The sequence below is a fragment of the Daejeonella sp. genome (genome assembly GCF_030695525.1).
Taxonomy (GTDB): Bacteria; Bacteroidota; Bacteroidia; order Sphingobacteriales; family Sphingobacteriaceae; genus Daejeonella.
Window position 1 is genome coordinate 1 of the sequence record NZ_JAUYSS010000072.1, and the last position, 24,042, is coordinate 24,042.

Genomic DNA, 24,042 nt, shown 5'->3' on the forward strand with positions numbered 1-24,042 from the left:
TACCGCACACAGAATAGAACTTATGGGTGAAAGTCTAAGAAAAAAAAGGTAAAATTGTCAGGCCTTCAGATCATAAGGCCAAAGTCATATTAAAGGGGGTCAGTATCCCCGGTACGGGGTCAGCATCTCCGGAATCTCCAGGTGAAAGCAAGTCAATGCTAGCCATCGTATTAGTTGGAGCCTTATTGACCTATGGCGGGGTCTCTCTTTTCGTCGTTGCTTTTGCCTTGTATCCATTCGCATCCGAACTTTTTAAGAAGACTAATATTCCAAAGCGCCTTATTCCGGGCACTATAGCTTTAGGAGCCTTTACCTTCACTATGGATGCATTGCCGGGTTCTCCACAGATCCAAAATATCATTCCAACAACATTTTTTAATACCAATACATGGGCTGCCCCTTGGCTGGGGCTAATCGGTGGAATTTTTGTTTTATCTGTGGGAATGCTTTATCTGGAATGGCGCAGAAAGAGTGCAAAATTAGCAGGTGAAGGTTATGGAACTGGACACATCAATGAACCGGAAGAAATATCGAGTGATAAGCTACCAAATGCTTTTACTGCAGTCCTTCCATTAATCCTTGTTGGTATTTGCAATAGAATATTCACAGAATTAATAATAAGAAATTACGGTAAAAGTTTTGATTTTTCGGCAATTGGTATCACTGGAGTATCGCCGATAGAAATCCCAAAACTTGCAGCGATCTGGGCGGTAGAAGCTGCCTTATTGATTGGTATAATAACTGTTCTAATACTTGCATACAACAGAATTAAAGTAAATTTTAATGCACGTATTAATCTATCAATTGGAGGAGCCTTGCTTGCAACCCTAAATACAGCCTCCGAATATGGCTTTGGTGGTGTAATCGCCGCCTTGCCAGGGTTTAAGGCTTTGAATGATGGTCTGGCTTCCACCATCAGCGATCCACTTGTTAATGAAGCAGTTACGATAACCACTTTAGCGGGTATTACAGGATCTGCTTCTGGAGGAATGAGTATTGCTTTGGTTTCGATGAGCGAAACCTATATAGCAGCTGCTACTAAATTAGGTATCCCAATGGAAGTTCTTCATCGGGTCGCTTCAATGGCAAGTGGCGGAATGGATACACTCCCGCATAATGGTGCCGTAATCACACTACTAGCTATCACGGGGCTAAGTCACAGGCAGTCATATATGGATATTTTTTCAATGACAATTATCAAAACGCTTGCAGTTTTTTTAATTATTGCGGTGTATTATTTAACCGGAATCGTTTAGCATTTTCCAAGGCATAAATAAAGCTCAATATTGTCATTCATAATTGTCTGTTTAAGGATTTTTCAACACCTTTAGTTATCGGGTTCGGATTAAAAAATTTTGTTTAAAAAAAGATAAAAATGAGTAAAAAACTACGGAGTCAGAATTGGTTTGGCAAAACTGGTAAGGATGGGATAATTTACAGGGCCTGGATGAAAAATCAGGGTATACCCGATTATGAGTTCAAGAGTAAACCGATTATCGGTATATGCAATACCTGGTCGGAACTAACCCCCTGCAATGCCCATTTCAGAGAACTGGCAGAGTCTGTAAAAAGAGGAATCTTTGAAGCCGGAGGTTTTCCTGTAGAATTTCCGGTAATGTCATTAGGTGAGACTCTAATCAAACCTACGGCCATGCTTTACCGGAATTTAGCCAGCATGGATGTTGAGGAATCAATTCGTGCAAATCCGATGGACGGGGTTGTTTTATTGTGCGGATGTGATAAAACTACACCCTCACTGGTTATGGGCGCCTGCAGTGTCGATATTCCTACGATCGTAGTATCCGGCGGACCGATGCTCACCGGTAAATACAATGGCCGGGATATAGGTACAAGTGATGTCTGGAGGTTCACAGATGATGTGAAATCAGGCATCATGTCTGAAGAAGAGCTCAATATCGCTGAAGCGGGTTTATGTCGCAGTCAGGGCCATTGTGCGGTTATGGGTACAGCTTCTACTATGGCCACAATGGTTGAATCTTTAGGACTTACCCTGCCTCAGAATGCAGCTATTCCGGCTGCGGATTCCAGACGGAAAGTACTGGCACAATTATCAGGCAAAAGAATAGTTGAGATGGTGAGGGAAGACCAAAAATTATCAGACATCCTGACCAGAGAAGCCTTTGAAAATGCCATTAAAGTAAATGCCGCAATCGGTGGATCTACCAATTTTGTGATTCATCTTTTAGCAATTGCCGGAAGAATCGGCGTGCCGCTTGAGATCAAAGACTTTGACCGATTATCTGCATCTATTCCACTTCTTGTTAACCTGCAACCTTCCGGAAAGTTCTTCATGGAGGATCTTTACTATGCCGGCGGTGTACCTGCATTGCTTAAAGAACTTGATTCTTTCCTCAATACGGATTGCATCACTGCGAACGGTAAAACTATTCAGGAAAATTATCAGAATGCAAAATGTTATAACAGGGAGGTCATTGCTTCAATTGATAAACCATTCAATAATACGACTGCACTGGCAGTTCTCTATGGAAATATTTGCGAAAACGGTGCGGTAATCAAACCTACTGCGGCAAGTCCGCATCTGTTCCGGCATAGCGGAAAAGCAGTAGTTTTTGAAAATATAGAGGATTATAAATTAAGAATTGACGATCCTGATTTACCCGTGGATGAAAATAGTGTCCTTGTCTTGAAGAATGTTGGTCCAAAAGGCTATCCCGGAATGCCGGAAGTCGGGAATATGACCTTACCATTGAAACTGCTTGAAAAGGGAGTTAAAGATATAGTCAGGATCTCTGACGGCCGCATGAGCGGGACAGGTTTTGGAACAGTTGTTTTGCACATATCGCCTGAGGCAACTTTGGGAGGAAATTTCAGTGTGCTTGAAACCGGCGATCTGATTATACTGGATCTGAATGCCCGTACGCTGAATGTTGACCTTAGTGCGGAAGAGCTTCAGCGCAGAAAAGATAATTGGAAACCCTCCCCTGCACTCACAGACAGAGGATATACCAGCCTGTATATCAACAATGTAGAACAGGCACATTTGGGTGCTGACCTTGGTTTCCTTAAAGGAGGCTCTGGCAGTGAAGTAACGAGAGACTCTCACTAAATAAAGAAATAGGATATGTTTATAAAGTCTTTCGACAAAAAAGTAGCGATCGTTACAGGTGCTGGCCAGGGAATTGGTTTCGAAATTTGCAGACAACTGGCAAAGGAAGGAGCTGCGGTTATATTAAACGACCTTGATTCAGAACTTTCAGAAAGTGCGGCAAAGAAGATAAGGGAGGAAGATGGTAATTGCATTTCCTTTTCGGGTGATTCGAGTGATCTGAACTTCATTCAAAGCATGGTCGATCTTGCCGTAAAACAGTTCGGAAAACTGGATATCGTGATTGCTAATGCGGGTATCACTTTATTTGGTGATTTTTTAACTTACAGTCCGGAAGCTTTTAATAGGGTACTTAATGTGAATATGGGAGGTACATTCTTCCTGACGCAGGCCGCTGCAAAGCAAATGAAGCAACAAGCTGATGGAGGTTCAATCCTGTTCACTTCATCAATTACCGGAAGACAGGCGCATAAAGATCTGGCTGCTTATGCAATGACCAAGGCAGCCCTGGATATGCTCGCAAGGAATCTGGTGATCGAACTTTCTGCTTATAAAATCAATGTAAATACCATTGCCCCGGGAGCCACCATAACAGAAAGAACCACAAATGACCCTGATTATGAAACCGTTTGGTCAAAATTGACCCCAATGGGCCGACCCGGAACAACAACAGATGTTGCCAATGCTGCCTTGTTTCTGGTTTCTGAGAAAGCAAAACAGATTACCGGGCAATGCCTGGTGATCGACGGGGGTTGGTCTTGTATCAGTCCCTCTCCTTTTTGATTTTCAGGAATCCTAATCAAATAATGAAAGCAAAAGCCCTTTATCCTGCTCAATGCCTGCTGGGCGAAGGACCGCTTTGGCAAGCCAAAAGGAATTCATGCTTTTGGGTGGATATTGAATGGGGTATGTTATTCGAATATCATTGGATCAGCAAGAAAACCAAAACCTGGAAATTTGATGGCAGGCTTACTATGGTTTGCCCCGGCACAGCAAATTGTCTCATTCTGGGTATAAATGCCGGAATTGCACGGTTTGATTTGATCACTGAAAAGCTGGAATGGCTCATGGATATTGAGTCAGAGATCAAAGAAAACCGCTGTAATGATGCTAAATGCGACAGTACTGGTAGATTATGGATCGGCACCATGGATATGACATTTAAACCGGGTGCTGCATCATTATATTGCATTGATAAAAATTTAAGTATCCAAAAAAAGTTGGACAATCTCACAATTTCCAATGGTATGGCCTGGACGGCTGATAATAAGCGAATGTATTTTATTGACAGTCCAACACAAACCGTACAATCTTATTCGTTCGACCCACTTAGCGGAGACATCCTTTTTGAGAAGAATGCAGTACATATTCCTGAAGAAATGGGTACACCCGATGGTATGTGTATTGATAAAGAAGGTATGTTATGGGTTGCCCATTGGGGAGGTTTTGGGGTTTACCGATGGAATCCGATAAATGGGGAACTTCTCGAAAAGATTGAAATACCCGCCCCTCATGTAACTTCATGTGCTTTTGCCGGAGAGAAACTAGATTTTCTGATCATTACAACCGCCAGAGGGGATTTGGATGAAGCTGAACTGAAAAAATATCCTGAAAGCGGGAATACTTTCTTTTTAAAGATGAAAGTTAGGGGAACAGAACCCAATACCTGTATTTTTTGACCAGGCCGGGCATTCAAAACGATTTCCAACGATAACTCCACATTCTGTTCATCAAGTGACAGAAAAACTCAGAACAAAAATTCTATCTTTGCGCCACTTTAAGCTGAAAGCTGAAAGCTGAAAGCTGAAACTTATAACCTATAACTTACAACTTACTACTTACTACTCAAAATGGCATTACAGTGCGGTATAGTCGGATTACCAAATGTTGGAAAATCTACACTTTTTAATTGTTTATCGAATGCAAAGGCGCAGGCGGCGAATTTTCCATTCTGCACCATCGAACCAAATATCGGTGTTATTACCGTACCTGATCCGCGTTTAACCAAACTTGCCGAACTGGTAAAACCGGTTAAGGTTCAGCCAAATACGATAGAAATCGTGGATATTGCAGGTCTTGTGAAGGGAGCCAGCAAAGGCGAAGGACTAGGAAACCAGTTTTTGGGAAATATACGTGCTACTAACGCAATCATACATGTTCTGCGTTGTTTTGATGATGATAATGTGATCCATGTGGATGGTGCAGTTGATCCAATCAGGGATAAAGAAATTATTGATACAGAACTGCAGTTAAAAGACCTTGATGCGGTTTCAAAGCGCATCCAAAAGGTTGAGAAAATGGCTAAAACAGGGAATGATAAGGACGCAAAAAAGACCTACGAGGTTTGCAATATCGTCAAAGCACACCTTGAATCAGGCAAATCTGTCCGTACTGCTCCTATCAGTTTAGAAGATAAAGAATTTATCGCCGACCTGTTTTTATTGACTGAAAAGCCGGTAATGTACGTGTGTAATGTGGATGAAAAATCGGTTGTAAGCGGAAATCAATATGTAGATAAAGTTCGAGAGGCTGTAAAAGAAGAAAATGCAGAGGTCCTGGTTATTTCAGCTCAAATTGAGGCCGAAATAGCTTCCCTTGAAAGTTTTGAAGAACGAAAGATGTTCCTTGAAGACCTCGGACTGAGCGAATCAGGAGTAACCCAATTAATACGGGCTGCTTATAAATTATTAAAGCTGGCAACCTATTTCACTGCAGGTGTGCAGGAAGTGAGAGCCTGGACTATTACACAAGGATTTACAGCTCCACAGGCAGCCGGTGTTATTCACACCGATTTTGAAAAGGGTTTTATCCGTGCAGAAGTAATCAAATACGATGATTTTGTAAATCTTGGCTCTGAAGCCGCTTGTAAGGAAGCCGGAAAGCTGGGTGTGGAAGGCAAAACTTATATCGTGCAGGATGGAGATATCATGCATTTCAGATTTAATGTTTAGAGCTTGCCGCTAATAGTGGAATAAGTATATTTGCCACAATAATTTAAAGTGCCCATAGTTCAATGGATAGAATTGCAGATTCCGGTTCTGCTGATGGGGGTTCGAATCCCTCTGGGCACACAAAATTTCCATAGTTCAATGCCCGCCCGGTTGAACTCGTTCGGACGGGCCCGCCCGGTTGAACACCGTTCTGACAAGGATAGAATTGCAGATTCCGGTTCTGCCCGCCCGGCTAAGGCCGTTCGGACGGGCTGATGGGGGTTCGAATCCCTCTGGGCACACAAACCCCGGATTTAATCCGGGGCTTTTTTTGCCTCAATATTTTCAAAATCCTTATGTCATTATTTAAGGGTCAGGAGGTTCTTCAGTATCACAATCCTTAACTTAACCTGAATTCAATATAAGGAAAGGTAAAAAATACGGTCATAATTGGTCAGATAAGGCTCTGGAGCCCTTATTATTGATTTTGAAACCAATACCTGTGTGCTATAGGTTGGTTCAGTCCTTTCCTACGGAGTATTTCCGGCAAGAAATCGCGTTCCCCTCTGGTCGGTGTTCTCCGTACCAAGCACGATCATATCATTGGTCGGTGATAACACCGACCACAGGCGGATAGCCGGAAGATACCTCCTCCGGCAAGGTTTATTTTACCTGGTTCTGTTTTTCATCGGGACCGACAGCCCGGCAAAAGGACTACCTGCCATTTGAAATAAACCCGGGTGGCAGCTGTAGCTTTTTTGCAACACGGAATTTCATGATATAGACAAAAAGCTGCAAAAAACTACAGTACAACACGGGACTTGCGTGACCGAAGAATCACAGAACTTGCTTTCCTAAACAAAAGAAAAATAGTCAATCTAATTAGTCCTGAAAGATTTTATATCAAACTCAGGTTAAATAATGAATTGATTTGAATCCCCTAGTTCAACTCCTTTATTTTAATACTTCTAAAGTATACTTCATCCCCATGATCCTGCAAAAGAATCTTGCCTTTTGGGGCTAAACCAAAGCCCCGGACTGCTTTAAACTTGCTTAGGGCTATGTTTTGCATAAAATCTGCAGAACCCCGCTGATACTGCAGAACCCTGATTCCGTTTAACCAGTGCTCCACCTTATTATCCGGATAAACTCTGATCATGCCCTGGTTCCATTCACCAACCTTTCTTAAAGAATATGGGATCTTTTGTGAAGGCAGGATATCATAGAGTGATGCTTGAGTCCGGTTACCTTTAATCCCAAGCTTTGCATCCGGATGGTTTTCATCGTCCAGTATCTGGTACTCCAATCCCAGAATTGAGCCTCCCAAATTACTGACAAAGTATTTAAGTCCGCTGTTTGCTCCTTTTGTTAGTTTAAAATCAAACTTCAGCTCATAAGCAGAGAACTCCTTTTCAGTCACAATATCCCCACCCTTAGCTTTCTCACCGGGAATATCTTTCTGAACACTTAAAATCCCATCCTGGATTTGCCAGCCTTCAGCAGGAAAAGCAGATCCATTTGCGGCAGTCCAGCCCTTTGTAGATTTTCCATCCCATAACAAGCGGTAGCCCTGCCTTTTCTCAAGTGCAGACAGATCATTACTAACCATATTCACAACAAAAATATCTTCAGAAGGCGAAGGTTTCAGGTTTTCGGTTTGAATACGAATATTTTTCCATCTAATCTGACGGCCCTGAGGTTCAGATGCAGGGATAGAATGTACCTGCATGGCAATAAAACCTTTGGTAGTCATATCATCAATAAGGTGAGATACCGGAATTCCATTTACCCAGGTACGGATGCTATTCCCGATACATTCAATACGGTATTTATTCCAGTCATTAATTTTATAAGCAGTTTTAGCCGCAGGATTCAATTCCAAATTATAAAGCCAGCCTCTTCTTCCTTCATCATAAACGCCGCCGCTCCAAGCCCTGGCAGAAGGATCAATCTCCATCTGATAACCATGTACTCTCCCGTTCTGATACTCAGACTTGCTTAAACTTCTGAACTGAATTCCAGAATTCATCAATGGATGTGCCAGTAACTCTACTTCAAGAATGAAATCGCCATACTCCTTTTCGGTTGCAAGAAAGGAATTGGGTGTATTGGATACTGTTGTTCCAATAATCTCATCCCCTTTGGCTTCATAGATTGCTTTTCCGCCCAGAAGCTTCCATCCGCTTAGATCTTTTCCATTATAAAGGTCCACCCAGCCAGAATTGGATCGCTGTGCGAATACGTTCACTGAAATAAACAGGAACAGCAGTGTAACTAACTTCAAATTCATAGAATTATTTTTATTAAATGTACAAATTCCTGCCAATCAACCTAAGCAAGACAATAATATAACTTGAGTTCGATATTAAACTATCTAAAGACTAAAATTTAACCACATAGATTGAATTTATTATGCTTTAAAGAAAACATAGATTGTAAATCAAATAGCTTGAAGCGAAGCTTGAAGGCCATCTGTGTCTAAAATGCAGGTTAGAAGCTATAAAATGCTATGTTTCTATGCGGTTTTTTAAATATTATGTCGAGTTCACGTTAATATAAGCTGCGTTCGATATACAGTAGGGTAAAAAAATACAGTTATAATTGTTCAGATAAAACTCTTGTACACAATTATTAGTTTTTGGAAAGCAATACCTGTGTATAATAGGTTGGTTCAGCCCTTTCCTCCGGGGTAGTGCCGGCAAGAATTATCCTTATTATTCAAACGCACATTAGCCGGCAGCTACCTCCTCCGGCAAGGTTTATTTTACCCGGGGCTGTATTTCATTGGGACGGAGCCCGGCAAAAGGACCATTGACACTTTGAAATAAACCCGGGTGGCAGCTCTAGATTTTTTGCAATAAGAATTTCATGATAACTATTAAATCTGTTGCAAAAAACTAGGGCAGAACACGGGCCTATCGGGACCGAAGAGAAACGGACCTTGCTTTCTAAAACAAGAGAAAATTAGTCAATCTAATTTTTTCCTAGCAAGATTTTATATCAAGCTCAGGTTAATAGATATCCTAAGTGTCAGCTGCCTGATAATTACCTTTATAAATTCTTCAAAAAATAGCTTACTTTCAGCCCGAAAAAAATAACAATGAAAATACTTCAATTTGCTTTAATTCTATTCCTTTTTTGCTCTTGCGGTGTCTCCCGGGAGAACCTTTCTGTATCCCAAAAGTCAGCAACCCATGAATTAAAAATAATGAGTTATAATATACATATCGGTAATCCACCCTCAAAACCGGGTCTCATTGATATGGAAGCTATTATTAAAGCTATCAAAGCAGAAGATCCTGATCTGATAGCCTTGCAGGAAGTAGATGTTAACACTGCCCGTTCAGGAAAGATTAATCAGGCAGATATCATTGCAAGGAAACTCGGAATGAACTTCTTCTTTGCAAAAGCAATAGACCATGATGGCGGTGATTACGGAGTTACACTACTGTCTAAATTTCCGATCAGCGAAACAAAAGTCCATCGCCTGACCACGGTGGCTGGAAGTGGTGGTGAGCCCAGGGTAATTGCAACAGCAAGAATCCAGTTAAAAAATGGTAAATACATTCGTTTTGGTGCGACACATCTCGATCATTTGAAAAATCCGGTAAACAGAGAAGTTCAGATAGAAGAGATCAACAAAATAGGTCTGGAGGAAAAACTCCCCTTCATTATCGCCGGTGATCTAAATGCAGTAACTGAATCAGCTGAGATACAAAAGCTTGATCAGGTGTTCATGCGGACCTGCAGTAAGTGTGAACCAACATTCCCGGTGGTAACACCAAACAGAACCATTGATTTCATAGCATTTAAGAAAACAGATAAGTTCAGTGTGATTTCGCATCGTGTTGTACAGGAACACTACGCATCAGATCATTTACCGGTTATAGCATTGTTACGTTACTAAGCCGGCATTTTTGACTAAGAATAAACTAGTTTTATCATCAGATTTTACATTCCAGGTTTAACAATAAATAAATACCATATTGTCAGTTAAAAACAATTTAAAAAGCATTCTGATCTTAATTTCAGTAGTATGCTCTCAATCAAATATATTTGCTCAGAATCCGTTCGCCGGACTTGAACCGCTGTTCACAGAACCAAAATCCTATACGCTCTTTAGGACTCCTGCTCCATTAAACATGGACGGAGAACTGAACGAAAAAAGCTGGCAGGATGCTCCATGGACTGAATACTTTATAGATATAGAGGGCGATTTAAAGCCTTCTCCTGCCTATAAAACGAGGGTTAAAATGTTATGGGACTCGAATTACCTCTATGTTGCTGCTGAACTGGAAGAACCCCACTTATGGGCCAATAAACAGCCGGAAAAAGATATCATATTCAGGGATAATGTATTCAAGATCTTTATTGACCCCGATAATAATGTGAATGATGATTTTGAGATTCAGATTAACCCACAGAATAAAATGCTTTTTCTGATCATGAATAAGCCCTATAGAGATGGAGGATCACCCGTAACCGGCTGGAATCCAATTGGATATAAATCGGGAGTAAAGCTTTTAGGAACAATCAATAATTCGGAGGATATTGATAAAGGATGGGTAGCTGAAATAGCAATACCGCTTGCAGCGTTAAAGTTTGATCCGTTGAACATCAAACAAAACACCAACTTGAGAATCAATTTTTTAAGAACTAACTTTGATTTTAATTTAAAAGACGGTGTTTACTCCAAGGCCATTGACAGCGATGGCAAAGCATTTCCACCACATTATTCATGTTTTACTCCGCAGGGAATAGTAAATATGCATTACCCAGAGCGATGGGCTTTTACTGTATTTTCTGACAAAGCCCCGTCTACCCATACCGAAAAATTCAATTTGCCATACTCAGAAAAACAAAGGAAGTATTTATGGCTTACCTATTACAGACAAAAGGAGTTTTTTAAACTTAATAAAAGATATGCCCAAAGCCTGCAAGATTTGAATATTCCTGAATCGGGGATTCTGATCGATGGTAAAAGCAATTTGTTAACCATGGAAGCCACCTCAAGGCAATTTCTGGTTCTGATCAGGGAAGAAGGTAGTGCAAGCAGTATTAGTGTTGATCATGACGGTCTTATCATTTATTAAAATCAAAATCTAAAATATTATGAAACTAAAAATATTCCTGGCCTCCACTATTGTGCTTAGCCAGCTTATAAGTGTATCATTTGCCCAAAAAACAGAACTTCTGATTCTGCCAACTATACATGCCGGGCATAAGAGAAATGTCAGTTATAATTTTGATCATGTTAGGAACATCATCAAAAACTTCAAACCTGATATCATTGCTCTTGAGATTCGGCCTGAGGACCTGGATCAGGACACAAGCTATCTCCATAAATTTTATAATCCTGAAATGGTCATGTTCAGGAATGAATTTCCTGAGGCAAAAAAGGCAGGAATCGATTTTATGGGTGCAGATGTCGCAGGCAAACCATTACCTGATAACTTTCTTAAAGACAGCCTTAATGAGTTTGGGAAATTCAGATTAATGAATCAGAAATTAATGCGCGATAGTGCTATTGTCAAAGCACGGATTGAAAAAGGTCTCCCCGATCTGATTAGTAAAAGAGGTAAAATGATGGCTGGTTTAGGCGCCAACCAATTGATGACTGGTGAGTATGATGCCTTAACCGAAGAATTCACTGTCTCGCAGGCCAAAATATTAAGAGGCACTCCCTACCAATACTATGATGATTTTCAGGTTATGCGGGATCAGAAAATTGCAGATAATATCAAATCTATTGCCCTAAAAAATAAAGGTAAACGCATCATCGTACTTACAGGGGCAAATCACAGGAACAGGGCAGTAAAACTACTCAGGATGGTAAGATCAGTAAAACTGGTAAATCTTGTTCAGGATAACTGATACCATTTCAATCAAATTCTCTTAAATAATCCATTCAGAATTACAATAACAGAGTACAAAAACTGTTTAATGGTTAAAATCCTTAATTTTGATTAAGGCAACCATGAATAAATTTATTGCGTTTTTTTTTATTATTCTATTCTCCTTATCTGCAGATGCACAAAAGGTTGGACTTGTTTTTAGCGGAGGTGGCGCAAAAGGACTGGCACATATTGGAGTCCTGAAGGCACTTGAGGAAAATAATATCCCAATTGACTATATCGTGGGTACATCAATGGGCGGCATTGTCGGCGGAATGTATGCATCTGGCTATAGTCCTGAAGAGATTGAAACCATTGCCCTTAGCCCCGATTTTCAAACCTGGGTAAATGGGCAGTACAAAAACGAATACCGCTATTTCTATAATAAAAAGCCTGAAAACCCTTCCTTTATAACTGCAAAACTACAGGTAGATACCGGATTTCATATCAAACTTCGCTCCAACCTGATCAATGATATCCCTTTGAATTTTGCATTACTAGAGCTTTATGGACAGGCCTCCGCAATCGCAAAAGATGATTTCAATCAACTTTTTGTGCCTTTCAGATGTATAGTTGCCGATGTGTTTTCACAGGAAATGATCCCAGTCTCGGACGGAAATCTGGCAGAAGCTATTCGGGGGACTTTCACAGTACCCCTTGTTTACCGTCCTGTTAAAGTGAATGATAAATATGTATTTGATGGAGGCTTATACAATAATTTTCCCGTGGATGTGCTGAAGAAGGATTTCGAACCTGATTATATTATTGGAACCAATGTTTCTTCCAAGACTTACAGCGATTATCCTAAGGAAAATGATGAAAAATTAATGAGTCGATTTTTTGTTTACATGTTCCTGTCAAAAACAGACCCTACTGCCATAGGCGAAAGCGGAACGTATATTCAGCCTGATTTAGAAAAATTTTCTACAACTAATTTCACACCGGTAGCAGAACTAATAAAGAAAGGTTATGAAGCAGCCCTGGCAAATATACCAGCAATAAAAAAGGCAATTTCAAGAGAAATTACTAAGGATGAATTGAATAATAAAAGATCTGAATTTAAAGGACGTTTAGGCTTTCTGGAGTTCAATAACATCATTGCAAGCGGAGTTAATGCTAAGCAAAAACATTATGTAGAGCGGGTTATTGAAAATACCATCGATGTATTTAGTAGTCTGGATGAAGTTAAAAAAGGATATTACAAATTAGTCGCGGATGATAATTTTGAGACGGTTTACCCAAGAATAAAATACGAATCTGAGAAGAATCTATATAATTTCGAAGTGCAGGTTCAACCTGAAAAAAACTTTAAAATTGATTTCGGTGGTGCAATTTCCACCAGGCCGATCAGTAATGCATATGTAGGTTTACAATATAACTATCTGAGAAAGAAGTCTTATACTTTTTCTGCTAATTTCTATGCAGGAGGTTTTTATGAATCTGCACAAACAACTGCACGGGTAGACTTCCCGAGCAAACTTCCACTATATTTAGAAGCAGAGATGACCTACAACCACTGGAACTATTTTAACAAAAGTCAGATCTTCATTCAGAATATAAAACCCGCATTTATCGAACAATCTGACCGAAAAATTGTTTTAAAACTGGGAATACCATTTAGAACAAATGGAAAACTGGAAGCACAGGCAGGAATGATTCACTTTGATGACCAATACAGTCCGAATCAGCGCTTTACCTTCGGAGATATTATGGACTTCAACAGTTTCAACGGCTTGGCAGGATCTTTGAATTATACCCGAAATTCATTAAATCGAAGACAGTATGCAAGCAGCGGCACATCTATTCAGGCCGGTATTAATTGGTATTCAGGCACCGAATCCTATTCACCCGGAAATATATTTAGAGAAGACCCGGGCTTTGCAAGAATACAAAATACAAAAACCAATCACCAGTGGTTTAAAGCAATGGTTAGTAGAGAATCTTATGTTTATAATTCACACAGCTACTCACTGGGTTTCTTAACAGAAGCAGTATTTAGCAATAAACCACTTTTCACCACATATAAGTCAACCTTATTAAGTGCCCCTACCTTCAATCCATTGCAAGATTCTAAATCATCATACATTGAAAACTTCAGAGCGAACACTTATGGTGCATTTGGTATGAAAAATGTATTTCATGTATACAAAAAACTAGATTTGAGAGCCGAAGGATATATTTTTCAGCCATTCAGGGCTTTTGAGTTAGATAAATTACAAACAGTTAGTTTTGCTGGTATATTTACAAAAACTTATTATGCAGCTACTGCCGGACTTGTTTATAATACGCTTGCAGGACCGGTGAGTTTAAGCCTCAATCATTATTCTGAGGAGCAAAAACGATTTGGACTAATGTTTCATATCGGATTTTTAATTTACAATAAACGATCATTCGAATGAGATTAATCAAACTTGCAATTTCTTCACTTTTTATACTATTGATTTGTGAATCAGCATATTCTCAAATTAATTTAACTACCGGAACAGAGATAACAATCAACAATTTTATTGTTAAGGAAAACCTCTATAAGAATAATCAGTTAGCTATAATTGCTGCCGATAAAGATGAAAAACCGATTGAAAATCTGAGTGGCACATTTAAGTTCAGCATTAACGGATTTGAGCAGGAGTTAAAATTCAATAATGGAGCTGCAGTTGTTGCTCAGCCTATAAGCAAATCAACTTTTATCTATGTAAGGCATGAAAATGAATCAGGTAATCAGGGTAAATTATATTATGTGATTAAGAAATATGATATGATTAACCCAATAAAAATCAGCTGGATGGTACTGGTGCTGGTACCTGCTCTTATTATTTTACTCGCAATGATGTTCAGAAAGTTTATCATAATTGCGGGTATATTGCTCCTGGTGTTGTTTTACTTTAATTCAAGTAACGGGCTTGAAATTTCAACATTTTTTGACACGATCTATGATGGCCTGAAGAACTTATTTAAGTAATAATCAATTAGCGGTTTCAGGTACAAAAGAATACACCGATAACTTAAAGTTTTCGTCTTATATCTAACTACTCAATACTCAATACTCAATACTCTTTCTAAAACGGCATCCCAATTCCAAAATTATATTGCAGAAGGCGATAAACATCTGGACGGTGTGTACTGGAATAATTCTCCTTGAATTCCTTCTTATTGAAAAGATATTTAATGACATATTGATCTGATCCACTAAATTGAGGATCCTTTACTTTAATTCCCGCATCCAGTCTGAAAACAAAATAATTGAGATCAAAACGTAAACCTGCCCCCATACCTACCGCCAGTTGGTTGAAAAATTTGTTAAATTTAAACTCCCCACCCGGGTTTTCGACACTTTCCCTTCTCCTCCAAATATTACCAAAATCAGTAAATGTTGCCCCCTTAACCTTGGCACCCATAAAACTATTGGCAATTTTAAACCTATATTCCAAATTTCCTTCCAGTTTGTATTCACCTAACTGATCCAGATTTCGAAGGTTTGCTCTAAGAGTATCAGCCTTCTCACCTGTTCCCAATACTTCCCTGTTATAGTTTCCGGGACCTAAAGTACGTGCCTGCCAGGCTCTAACCCCACTTGATCCTCCGGCGAAAAAGTTCTTTTCAAAGGTCAGCTGATCACTATTTCCATAAGCAAGGCCAATACCGGGATTCAAACGTGCGACGAATTGCTTATCGCCACCGAAATACCGGTAGTATCGCAAATCCAACTCAGTTTTTACATATTGCTGATAAGGTAAACCGAAAATAGTTCTAAATCCATCGCTATCCCTTTTAAATTTGATCAGTTTGTCAAGAATACCAAGAGAATTACCAGCGAAGTCTACCGAACCTCTGAAAAAGAAAAAATTATTGTAATTGTCAAGTCTGTTGGCATTATAAGTAAAAGCATATTGGCTGCCCAGATTGAAAAATTGGCGGTCATTTGTTTTAACATACAAACCAAACCCACGCTGTAATAAACTATCTCTGAACACAGGGTCAAGCACACCTCTTCTAAATTCAATATTGATTGGGGTATACGAATGAAGCTTGGATTTGGTCTCAACCCAGTCGTAAGTAATAGAATTTATAAATACCCGGCTTCTGAAAGCAGACCGCTGGTCAAATGACTGCATGCTGCTGGATATTGTAGTATGAGGCATTCCATTTCTACCGATATCCGGAATTCTGAAAGGGACGAGCAATTTCGGCAAAATCAAATTAATACCAAGCTGAAGATCCCTGCTAAAAACCCGATCCAGTATTTTCCTATCCGATGTAGCATCAAACAAAATACCATATTTTGCTTTTACCTCAAGAAGCTCGGCTCCACCGAAAAGATTTCTGTTTGTATAGGTATTACCAATGTTAAATCCATTACGACCAGAATTGAAGGTATATTCCCCTTCTATTCTATTGCTCATCCGCTTTAGTGGTGAAATATCATATTGGGGATTAAGCTTGTTCGTACTGTCACTGGCCTTACTATAATCAATTTTAAGGTTTCTGAAAACATTCAGGTCATAAAGCCTGTCATAGGTAAGTTCCTCATTTTCAATATTGTAAATATCATCTTTTTTCAAGAAGATATATTTCTTAATTGGATTGGGTTTGAACTTACCTGAATAATCAATAAAACGAAACTGCGAATCAACCTGAAGGGTATCTGCCTTTAGTCCTTCAAATTTACCTTCACTGGTCCGAATGGTTACCTGACTGTTATTAATAGTGTAAACCTGATGTGCAGATTTACCTTCGGGATTGGTAAGAAACAGCTTCAGATCTGCCTGACTGTCAGATAAATTACTATCCACATCAAATCTAACATACTGACGAACATAGTCAAAATACCCATTTTTCTTCATCATCCGGTAAATCTGTTCGCGTTCTAAAGCAAGTGAATCAGAGTCGAAGCGATTTCCTTGATGAATACGACTGAAACTCTCACGATTATTTTCATAAATCGCTAAAACTGTAGTATCTTCAATTTGATATTCTATTTTCCTGATCTTAAATTCTGGACCTTGATTGGCAGCAAATTTGATAATTGCATGTTTATTTTTTACTTCTATTTCACTTTTAACTTCGGCATTGAAAAATCCTTTGGTTGCGAGAAATTTTTCTATCTGGACCCTTGATATCTCTACCAGAGAACTATCAAGCAAGTGTGGGGCTTCCCCAATAGCCTTAATCTTTTCTGTTTTGTATTTACCATTCTTCGTATTGAAGGTATTATATAAAGCGAGATTCAATCGTGAGTTGGAGCGGATATCACTTTGTACATAAGTTAGCGCCGTTTCTTTAAATTGTTTATCTACCCCTGTTAGCTCAACTTTTTTCACAAGAGATTGATCCTCTGTAAGATATCGCGTTGCATTACACGAGCTTAGGATTAATAAAATCAAAAGCAGTATACTTGTAAGTAAAGTACCAGGGCGGATAAAATATGATCTCAAAGTCTCAAATAAGTTTTATAAAATCTTTACATCAAAAAAAAATTCGAAAAGAACAGGGCCTTTTCATTGTTGAAGGCTTAAAATCAATTCAGGAATTTATTAATTCTGATTATGTTGTTGATTCTGTCTATTACACAGAAAATTTGATGCCAAAGTTGGGCAATTTATCACGAAATATAAAGTCAGTTGAAATTAGTGAGGTAGAATTATCGAAAATAAGTACATTAAGTACTCCTCAGGCCATACTTGCAGTAGTCAGAATACCGCAACAAACTGATTTTAACTCAATAATACATACAAGATCTTTCCTTATTGCTCTTGATGGAATACAGGATCCCGGGAATTTGGGAACGATTATCCGCACTGCAGACTGGTTTGGATTGTATACTGTTCTATGCTCAAAGGATACTGCTGATGCATATAATCCTAAAGTTGTTCAGGCAAGTATGGGATCACTGTCGAGGGTAAATGTTATCTATACCGAACTCGGAGATTTTCTCGATCAGACTAATCTTCCGGTTTATGGTGCTTTACTCGATGGAAATTCTATTTATAAGACCGATTTCGGGCAGGAAGGAATAATATTACTGGGTAATGAAGGTAATGGAATTAGTGATGAACTTCAAAGTAAGATCAACTATCCGGTTACCATCCCGAGGTATGGGAAAGCTGAATCTCTGAATGTTGCCATTTCTGCAGCTATATTTTGCTCAGAATTAAGAAGAAAATCATAAAATTTGTTGGGTAGCAATAATTAATTGCTACTTTTGCATTCCTTAATACATAAGGTCGGGTGGCCGAGTGGCTAGGCAGAGGTCTGCAAAACCTTTTACAGCGGTTCGAACCCGCTCCTGACCTCAATTAAAATATTAAATTTAAAACCATGGGTGTTACACGTTTAAAGAGAAAAGACAGAAAAAATAAAACTACTTCACGTTTAGAAGTTCAGTTTTTAAAATTAGGCCGGAATATTGAAACCGGAAGCCGTTCAGCAGAATCTGCAACCGGACAAATAGCTAAAAACAATGCGGTTCTAGCTGCTATCGAAGCTGCTGCTAAGAAATAATTAGCTTTATTTGAAATATTCAATCCTGATCTTTTCAGATCAGGATTTTTTTTGTCCGGTAATTTCTAAAATCATACCGTTCGCTAATTTTTCAACGCATTATCAAGTTTTGGTATTATTTCAGGTTAAATTTAATTTAACGCTGACAGGGTTTTAAACCCTGTCAGCGTTTTGGGATTTTTGGGGATGTCTCTGTTTTGGAATTTATTTGAAATAATTAACCCTTGTCTTTTCAGATCAGGGTTTTCTTTTTCCGGTAATTTTCAAAATCATACCGTTAACTAATTTTTTCAACAATAAACAAGATTCAGTTTTTTTCCTGGTTAAATTCAAATAAACGCTGACAGGGTTTAAAACCCTGTCAGCGTTTTGGAACTAAAAACTTGGATAATCATGAAAAAAAACATTGCACCTTTAGTACCTGACACCTTTTACCACATATTTAACCGTGGTATAAATAAGGAGACACTCTTTAAAGAAAAAAGAAACTATAACTACTTCCTGAATAAATACTTAAAGTTCATAAGTCCCATCGCTCGTACTTATGCTTTTTGTCTTTTAAAAAATCATTTCCACTTCCTCATCTGTACCCGATCCGAAGAGACTTTGAAGAAATTAATACCAATAGAGAAAGAGTATGCAACTGAACAAATAATCAGTTTACAATTTAGTCACCTTTTTAATAGCTATGCTCAGGCTATCAATAAAAGATTTTCACGAACTGGTGGATTATTCGAAACCCCATTCAGGAGAATTGAAGTAAATGAAGAGGACTACCTGATTCAACTAATCGCTTATATACATCTTAATCCGGTTAAACATGGATTTACTAAAGATTATATTAACTATCTCTATTCTTCATATCATTTATTACTTGCAGGTAAAAGTAAAATTCTGGAAACAGATACTGTCATGAATTGGTTTGGTGGACAGCAACTATTCAGCAGTTTTCATAACACCTGGTCTGAAACGCTGGATTTTCAGTCTAGAATGACTTTTGATTTTGATTTGTGAAACGCTGACAGATATTTTTAGGAAACGCTGACAGGGTTATGAACCCTGTCAGCGTTATTAAAAAAATGATTTTGGTTCGATTATAAATTGACTTGATTTGTGAAACGCTGACAGGGTTTTGAACCCTGTCAGCGTTATTAAAATTTGGGAACGCAGACTGTTTAGAATCCTGTCAGCGTTAACAAGCTCTTTAATATCCTTTTAATCAGACCAGGACCTTCATAAATAAATCCAGTGTAGACTTGAATCAAAGATGCTCCTGCCCTGATTTTCTCCAATGCATCCTCAGGACTATGAATCCCACCTACTCCAATTATTACAAAGCTATTACCAGATTGCTCAGACAAGTATCTGATCACCTCTGTAGACCGTTTAGTCAAGGGTTTACCACTCAGCCCACCGCTTTCCTGCTGTAGTAATGCTGGTGCCGATAATCCTTCCCTGGATATGGTAGTATTGGTAGCAATTACACCCGCTATTTTAGTTTCCTTAACAATTTCAATAATATCATCCAGCTGAGAATTTGTAAGGTCTGGTGCAATTTTTAATAGAATCGGACGAGATATATCGTTTTTCCTGTTACGCTGCTGCAAGGTGTTCAAGATGTTTTTAAGTGGTTCCTTCTCTTGTAATTCGCGTAAACCAGGGGTATTGGGGGAACTTACATTGACAACAAAATAATCGACTACATCAAATAATCGGTCAAAACACTTAATATAATCATTTACCGCATCTTGATTTGGTGTGTTTTTATTCTTTCCAATATTCCCGCCGATAATCATTCCCTTCTTATCAATCCGCTTTAAACGGTCTGCTGCGACATCAACCCCTTGATTATTAAATCCCATTCGATTAATAAGGGCATCATCTGATGGTAACCTGAACATTCTTGGCTTTTCATTCCCGGGCTGTGGCAAAGGAGTTACCGTACCAATTTCTATAAAACCAAAACCAAATTCTGCTAAATCCTCTACCATAGAGGCATTTTTATCAAATCCGGCTGCCAAGCCAAGTGGATTTTTAAACTTCAAACCCATTACTTCTCTTTCCAGACGCTTATCTTCAAGCTGGAAAGAAAATTTCAATAATGACCTAACTCCCCATATACGATTAACTCTGCGCAATCCTCTGGTCACCAAATGATGAATATTTTCGGGGTCAAGTTGAAATAATAAGGGTTTAATGAGCTTGTACATGCAGCGAAGTTACTGGTTTGATTTATATTTTCATTTCCGGCTTCCGAATAAATAACCTCTTTGAGGAAAAATCCCAAACTGAAAATTCTTTAAAACTAAAAATCTTCGTAACAATTAAATTACTTAACAAAAAATTAAAGCATTCTTGCAATTTCATAATATATAATTTACATTAGGATTACATAAAATAATTATAAGACTATAAATGGCTTTAACTGAACAAATGCAAGGCCAGGGAACATGGCTATTCAAATACCGAGGAGTATTGCCTCTAATCATTTTTGTAATTGGAGCGGGTCTGTTTTTAAAAAATGAAGCGAGTCCGGAGAATTGGATTCTTAAAAATGATCTCCAACATTATTTATTTGAATTAAGCTGTCTGATTATATCTCTCATCGGTTTCCTGATAAGGGTATATACTGTAGGTTACAGCCGCCCGAACACTTCAGGAAGGAACACAAAGCAACAGGTTGCAGATGAACTCAACACAACAGGCATTTATTCCATAGTAAGAAATCCGCTTTATGTAGGCAATTTTTTCATGTGGCTCGGGATTGCCATGTTAACTGGAAACTTCTGGTTCATAATCGCCTTTATCCTATTTTACTTTCTCTATTATGAACGAATAATTTTCACTGAAGAGGAATTCCTGAAGCATAAATTCGGAGATGCCTATTTGAATTGGGCACAAAAAACGCCAATAATCGTTCCCAGATTCAGCTTATTCGTAAAATCAGAATATAGTTTTAACTGGAAAAAGGTCTTACGTCAGGAAAAAAATGGATTTGCGGCATTAATGATCATTTTTTGCCTGTTTGATATTGCCGGTGAGTTGATCAAAAACCAGCCGAATTTCAACGAAGCTCTTCAATCGTTTGGTATATTTTCTGTTATGACCTACCTCATCCTGAAATTTATAAAATACAGAACAAAACTGCTTCATGATCCTGCATAAAGCTGCGGAATATCATTCTCCAGCCTTGTCAGATTTTTTTCCCAGGCGGATTTTCACTTTGCCGTCCTCACCATCCTCTGCACGGAGATTAATAACAATTCCCCTAAGCGAGCGCTCCCTTTTCTCATCAATATCTGTTATTAATTCATCCCTCCGTGGATTTCGAAGTGGAATTCTCATGGCAATATCTGTACCTTTACCAAAACTATAAACCCCGGAAAGATAAATATTCAAAACACTGGATCTGATCTCCATTGGAGGAATAGACACTTTATCCTTCGAAATACTTAAGGTGTTTTTCAAATTCATGAATGTGATATTAGAAAAATCACGATTTGGAAATGCAAAATTTCCGATTTTGTACATCGGCTCGAAATTAAGCAAAGAACCGTTTCGGATATCAAAACTAACTTTACCATTTAAAGAACGTGGAACAATCTTTCCACTGGGGAGCATTGAACCGGATACTGAAGCATTGCCGAAAAATGTTCCTCTCAGATTCTTATCGGTGATAGCATCCTGTCCGAAATTATCGAATGCATAAAATAAATTCTGCACGTTGACATTATTAATCCGGGAATTTACATTGAATCGATTTACTGATCCGCTTTGATCTATTGATCCTTTAATATCCATACTTCCTCCACCCTGCTTAATACTCATCCTGTTAATCAAAATACCCGACTGTTTAAGTGTAATATTTGACCTCAGATCCCTACCCTGGAAATTTTTATAAGTCAATCGGTCAACTTCAAGTTCCATGACCATACTAGCCTCTGCAAGCATCTTGTCCAGATTACCTGTAAATCGCTTTCCGACCGGATTTGAACCTTGCTTGCGCTTACCCAGAAAAGACATAAATTCATTTAAATTAACATTCGGACTCTTAACCTTCCAGTCGATCAGTATCTTTTGCGGATCAGTGTAATAAAAGTTGGAGAAATTCTTTAGTACAGCCTCCATTGCCAGGGTGGTTGTTCCGCTTTTAACCCTCAGGTTCTCTAAAAACAGATCTTCCCCTTTGAAATTCATTAACATTTTAATATCCTTAAATTTTAAATTTCGCGGATTATATGCTGCCGCTCCACCTTTCACATTGATATTACCGTAAATATACCGCCTGCCCGAATCTAATTGATTAAAAGGGGCCTTATAAACTAAATCCAAATCTGCCGTACCTTCACTGAATTGAAAAGTATTACCCCCAAATATTTTATTGAGTTTTACAAGTTGAAACCCTGATTTGAATTTTCCGGTAAAAACAGGATTTCTAAGATCAGTTATTTGTATAGAATCAGCCTTAAATGGGATATCATAGAACTTCCCAACCATATTGTAAAATGATATGACTGAATTTGGATCTTTTCGTCCCTCTCCCTTTACCAATTCATTGGTGTAGACCCCGGTAAAACTACATTCGGTAATACTCTCTCCAAGCGAACTAAGGGTATTATCATTTGCTTTAAAATCTACCTTTATCAAAGGATCACCTTTTTGCTTAAAATTTCCGGCCAAAACAGCCCGAACATCTAATGGCTTTGCAACATCATAAGGCTTTAATTTTGAAATGATATGCGATGATAATAAACTCTTCGCATCCTTAAAAAGGATAAAAGGTGCATGTATTTCGATTCGATAATCTGATTTTTCTGATGAGAAATTGAGATTCCCGCCAATTAGAAGTTGATCTTTATTAATCCTGATTTCCTGCATTGGAATAGTCAACTGCCCGGTTTCATCGCTGTAGGTCATTTTGAAATTAAGGTCAAGCAATTTGCCTTTCAGAAAGCTTCCCCTTTTTATATTGAAAGCAAAAAAATCAACCTGGGTAAGTGCTTTAACATGTCCTTTCCAGCCCCCCATTTCATGATCAATTTCACCTTTGAGATTTATGATACTAAACTTAAATAACTTATGCTTTTGCTGATCATCAATGGTAAATTTGACATCTTTCAAATGAACCCGGTTTATCTTCTCACTCAATCCTTCCTTATTCTCCGAGGGCTTCTTCTTTTTAAAGATTTCGGTGTTACGTAATCCCGAGCTATCGGTCAATAAATAAATTTCTGCATCTTTTAGTTCAATATCTCTGATTTTTATTGATCCCGAAAGGATGGAGAATGCATTGATTGCCACATACACATTTTTTGCCTTCAGCAAGTCATGTTTATGAATTGACCATAAACTATCTCTTAGAAGAACATCTTCCAGGGCAACTGAAATTCCGGGAAAACCCCGAATCAGAGATGGCTCCATTCGGTTTATTGTAAGTTTGCCACTCAGATCTTCATTCAGCTGAGAAGTTACTGCTGTAAGAATTTCTTTCTTGTGGGTAAATACATAGGCTGCGAGGAGAATCCATGCAATCAGAAAGAGACCAATAATCAGTCCCCCCACTTTTAGAGATATTTTTAACCCTCGGGACATCAATCAGAATTTAAATTCATATAAACAATTATTTAGATAT

18 protein-coding genes and 2 tRNA genes are annotated in these 24,042 nt (G+C 38.5%); 16 read left to right on the forward strand and 4 right to left on the reverse strand.

Annotation, left to right across the window (positions count from 1 at the left end; translation table 11 throughout):
* Nucleotides 1-155 precede the first annotated feature (155 nt).
* The 6 genes from Q8S11_RS17120 (at nucleotide 156) to Q8S11_RS17145 (ending at nucleotide 6,159) form a co-directional block, all read left to right on the forward strand.
* Nucleotides 156-1,256: a GntP family permease gene (locus Q8S11_RS17120; RefSeq protein ID WP_305663339.1), complete on the forward strand. Its 1,101-nt coding sequence runs from the start codon at nucleotides 156-158 to the stop codon at nucleotides 1,254-1,256.
* Between the two features lie 119 nt (nucleotides 1,257-1,375).
* Nucleotides 1,376-3,088, forward strand: coding sequence for an IlvD/Edd family dehydratase (locus tag Q8S11_RS17125; protein ID WP_305663340.1), 1,713 nt, complete (start codon nucleotides 1,376-1,378; stop codon nucleotides 3,086-3,088).
* A gap of 15 nt (nucleotides 3,089-3,103) precedes the next feature.
* A complete protein-coding gene (locus Q8S11_RS17130; protein WP_305663341.1) occupies nucleotides 3,104-3,871 on the forward strand; it encodes an SDR family NAD(P)-dependent oxidoreductase in 768 nt (255 codons plus the stop codon).
* Between the two features lie 23 nt (nucleotides 3,872-3,894).
* On the forward strand, nucleotides 3,895-4,767 hold the full coding sequence (locus Q8S11_RS17135) for an SMP-30/gluconolactonase/LRE family protein (RefSeq protein WP_305663342.1): 873 nt from the start codon (nucleotides 3,895-3,897) through the stop codon (nucleotides 4,765-4,767).
* 171 nt (nucleotides 4,768-4,938) lie between these two features.
* Entirely contained in the window at nucleotides 4,939-6,039 is a 1,101-nt protein-coding gene (ychF, locus tag Q8S11_RS17140) for a redox-regulated ATPase YchF (RefSeq protein ID WP_305663343.1), read from the forward strand.
* A gap of 48 nt (nucleotides 6,040-6,087) precedes the next feature.
* Nucleotides 6,088-6,159 (forward strand) — tRNA-Arg (locus Q8S11_RS17145).
* 799 nt (nucleotides 6,160-6,958) lie between these two features.
* Here the strand turns inward: Q8S11_RS17145 and Q8S11_RS17150 are convergent.
* On the reverse strand, nucleotides 6,959-8,308 hold the full coding sequence (locus Q8S11_RS17150; RefSeq protein WP_305663344.1) for a DUF1080 domain-containing protein: 1,350 nt from the start codon (nucleotides 8,306-8,308) through the stop codon (nucleotides 6,959-6,961).
* 918 nt (nucleotides 8,309-9,226) lie between these two features.
* Between Q8S11_RS17150 and Q8S11_RS17155 the strand changes: the two genes are divergently transcribed.
* The 5 genes from Q8S11_RS17155 (at nucleotide 9,227) to Q8S11_RS17175 (ending at nucleotide 14,871) form a co-directional block, all read left to right on the forward strand.
* Nucleotides 9,227-9,925: an endonuclease/exonuclease/phosphatase family protein gene (locus Q8S11_RS17155; RefSeq protein ID WP_305663345.1), complete on the forward strand. Its 699-nt coding sequence runs from the start codon at nucleotides 9,227-9,229 to the stop codon at nucleotides 9,923-9,925.
* Between the two features lie 79 nt (nucleotides 9,926-10,004).
* Nucleotides 10,005-11,111, forward strand: a complete 1,107-nt coding sequence (locus Q8S11_RS17160; protein ID WP_305663346.1) for a carbohydrate-binding family 9-like protein — start codon at nucleotides 10,005-10,007, stop codon at nucleotides 11,109-11,111.
* A 19-nt stretch (nucleotides 11,112-11,130) separates the two neighbouring features.
* Nucleotides 11,131-11,892, forward strand: a complete 762-nt coding sequence (locus tag Q8S11_RS17165; protein ID WP_305663347.1) for a hypothetical protein — start codon at nucleotides 11,131-11,133, stop codon at nucleotides 11,890-11,892.
* 103 nt (nucleotides 11,893-11,995) lie between these two features.
* The gene (locus Q8S11_RS17170) at nucleotides 11,996-14,311 is read left to right on the forward strand and encodes a patatin-like phospholipase family protein (protein ID WP_305663348.1); all 2,316 of its coding nucleotides are present in this window, start codon (nucleotides 11,996-11,998) and stop codon (nucleotides 14,309-14,311) included.
* Nucleotides 14,308-14,871, forward strand: a complete 564-nt coding sequence (locus Q8S11_RS17175) for a hypothetical protein (protein WP_305663349.1) — start codon at nucleotides 14,308-14,310, stop codon at nucleotides 14,869-14,871. The genes Q8S11_RS17170 and Q8S11_RS17175 overlap by 4 nt, the downstream gene beginning before the upstream one ends.
* 97 nt (nucleotides 14,872-14,968) lie before the next feature.
* Here Q8S11_RS17175 and Q8S11_RS17180 read toward each other — a convergent pair whose 3' ends face one another.
* Nucleotides 14,969-17,230 (reverse strand): BamA/TamA family outer membrane protein, encoded by a 2,262-nt coding sequence (locus Q8S11_RS17180; protein ID WP_305663350.1) that lies wholly within the window; start codon nucleotides 17,228-17,230, stop codon nucleotides 14,969-14,971.
* Between the two features lie 104 nt (nucleotides 17,231-17,334).
* Between Q8S11_RS17180 and Q8S11_RS17185 the strand changes: the two genes are divergently transcribed.
* From Q8S11_RS17185 to Q8S11_RS17200, 4 genes are all read left to right on the forward strand, one after another.
* A complete protein-coding gene (locus Q8S11_RS17185; RefSeq protein WP_305663351.1) occupies nucleotides 17,335-18,078 on the forward strand; it encodes an RNA methyltransferase in 744 nt (247 codons plus the stop codon).
* Nucleotides 18,079-18,131: 53 nt separating this feature from the next.
* Nucleotides 18,132-18,202: transfer RNA gene (locus Q8S11_RS17190), tRNA-Cys, on the forward strand.
* 25 nt (nucleotides 18,203-18,227) lie between these two features.
* Entirely contained in the window at nucleotides 18,228-18,410 is a 183-nt protein-coding gene (locus tag Q8S11_RS17195; RefSeq protein WP_305363718.1) for a spore protein, read from the forward strand.
* A 393-nt stretch (nucleotides 18,411-18,803) separates the two neighbouring features.
* On the forward strand, nucleotides 18,804-19,424 hold the full coding sequence (locus Q8S11_RS17200; protein WP_305663352.1) for a hypothetical protein: 621 nt from the start codon (nucleotides 18,804-18,806) through the stop codon (nucleotides 19,422-19,424).
* A 161-nt stretch (nucleotides 19,425-19,585) separates the two neighbouring features.
* Here Q8S11_RS17200 and Q8S11_RS17205 read toward each other — a convergent pair whose 3' ends face one another.
* Entirely contained in the window at nucleotides 19,586-20,620 is a 1,035-nt protein-coding gene (locus tag Q8S11_RS17205) for a quinone-dependent dihydroorotate dehydrogenase (protein ID WP_305663353.1), read from the reverse strand.
* Nucleotides 20,621-20,825: 205 nt separating this feature from the next.
* Between Q8S11_RS17205 and Q8S11_RS17210 the strand changes: the two genes are divergently transcribed.
* Nucleotides 20,826-21,575, forward strand: a complete 750-nt coding sequence (locus Q8S11_RS17210) for an isoprenylcysteine carboxylmethyltransferase family protein (protein WP_305663354.1) — start codon at nucleotides 20,826-20,828, stop codon at nucleotides 21,573-21,575.
* A 12-nt stretch (nucleotides 21,576-21,587) separates the two neighbouring features.
* Here Q8S11_RS17210 and Q8S11_RS17215 read toward each other — a convergent pair whose 3' ends face one another.
* On the reverse strand, nucleotides 21,588-23,972 hold the full coding sequence (locus Q8S11_RS17215) for an AsmA-like C-terminal region-containing protein (RefSeq protein ID WP_305663355.1): 2,385 nt from the start codon (nucleotides 23,970-23,972) through the stop codon (nucleotides 21,588-21,590).
* Between the last annotated feature and the right edge of the window lie 70 nt (nucleotides 23,973-24,042).

Bases quoted from the DNA above. Each gene is read 5' to 3' on its own strand.
- Q8S11_RS17120 (WP_305663339.1), top strand. From the start codon at position 156: ATGCTAGCCATCGTATTAGTTGGAGCCTTATTGACCTATGGCGGGGTC.
- Q8S11_RS17125 (WP_305663340.1), top strand. From the start codon at position 1,376: ATGAGTAAAAAACTACGGAGTCAGAATTGGTTTGGCAAAACTGGTAAG.
- Q8S11_RS17130 (WP_305663341.1), top strand. From the start codon at position 3,104: ATGTTTATAAAGTCTTTCGACAAAAAAGTAGCGATCGTTACAGGTGCT.
- Q8S11_RS17135 (WP_305663342.1), top strand. From the start codon at position 3,895: ATGAAAGCAAAAGCCCTTTATCCTGCTCAATGCCTGCTGGGCGAAGGA.
- ychF (WP_305663343.1), top strand. From the start codon at position 4,939: ATGGCATTACAGTGCGGTATAGTCGGATTACCAAATGTTGGAAAATCT.
- Q8S11_RS17150 (WP_305663344.1), bottom strand. From the start codon at position 8,308: ATGAATTTGAAGTTAGTTACACTGCTGTTCCTGTTTATTTCAGTGAAC.
- Q8S11_RS17155 (WP_305663345.1), top strand. From the start codon at position 9,227: ATGAGTTATAATATACATATCGGTAATCCACCCTCAAAACCGGGTCTC.
- Q8S11_RS17165 (WP_305663347.1), top strand. From the start codon at position 11,131: ATGAAACTAAAAATATTCCTGGCCTCCACTATTGTGCTTAGCCAGCTT.
- Q8S11_RS17170 (WP_305663348.1), top strand. From the start codon at position 11,996: ATGAATAAATTTATTGCGTTTTTTTTTATTATTCTATTCTCCTTATCT.
- Q8S11_RS17175 (WP_305663349.1), top strand. From the start codon at position 14,308: ATGAGATTAATCAAACTTGCAATTTCTTCACTTTTTATACTATTGATT.
- Q8S11_RS17185 (WP_305663351.1), top strand. From the start codon at position 17,335: ATGATCTCAAAGTCTCAAATAAGTTTTATAAAATCTTTACATCAAAAA.
- Q8S11_RS17195 (WP_305363718.1), top strand. From the start codon at position 18,228: ATGGGTGTTACACGTTTAAAGAGAAAAGACAGAAAAAATAAAACTACT.
- Q8S11_RS17200 (WP_305663352.1), top strand. From the start codon at position 18,804: ATGAAAAAAAACATTGCACCTTTAGTACCTGACACCTTTTACCACATA.
- Q8S11_RS17205 (WP_305663353.1), bottom strand. From the start codon at position 20,620: ATGTACAAGCTCATTAAACCCTTATTATTTCAACTTGACCCCGAAAAT.
- Q8S11_RS17210 (WP_305663354.1), top strand. From the start codon at position 20,826: ATGGCTTTAACTGAACAAATGCAAGGCCAGGGAACATGGCTATTCAAA.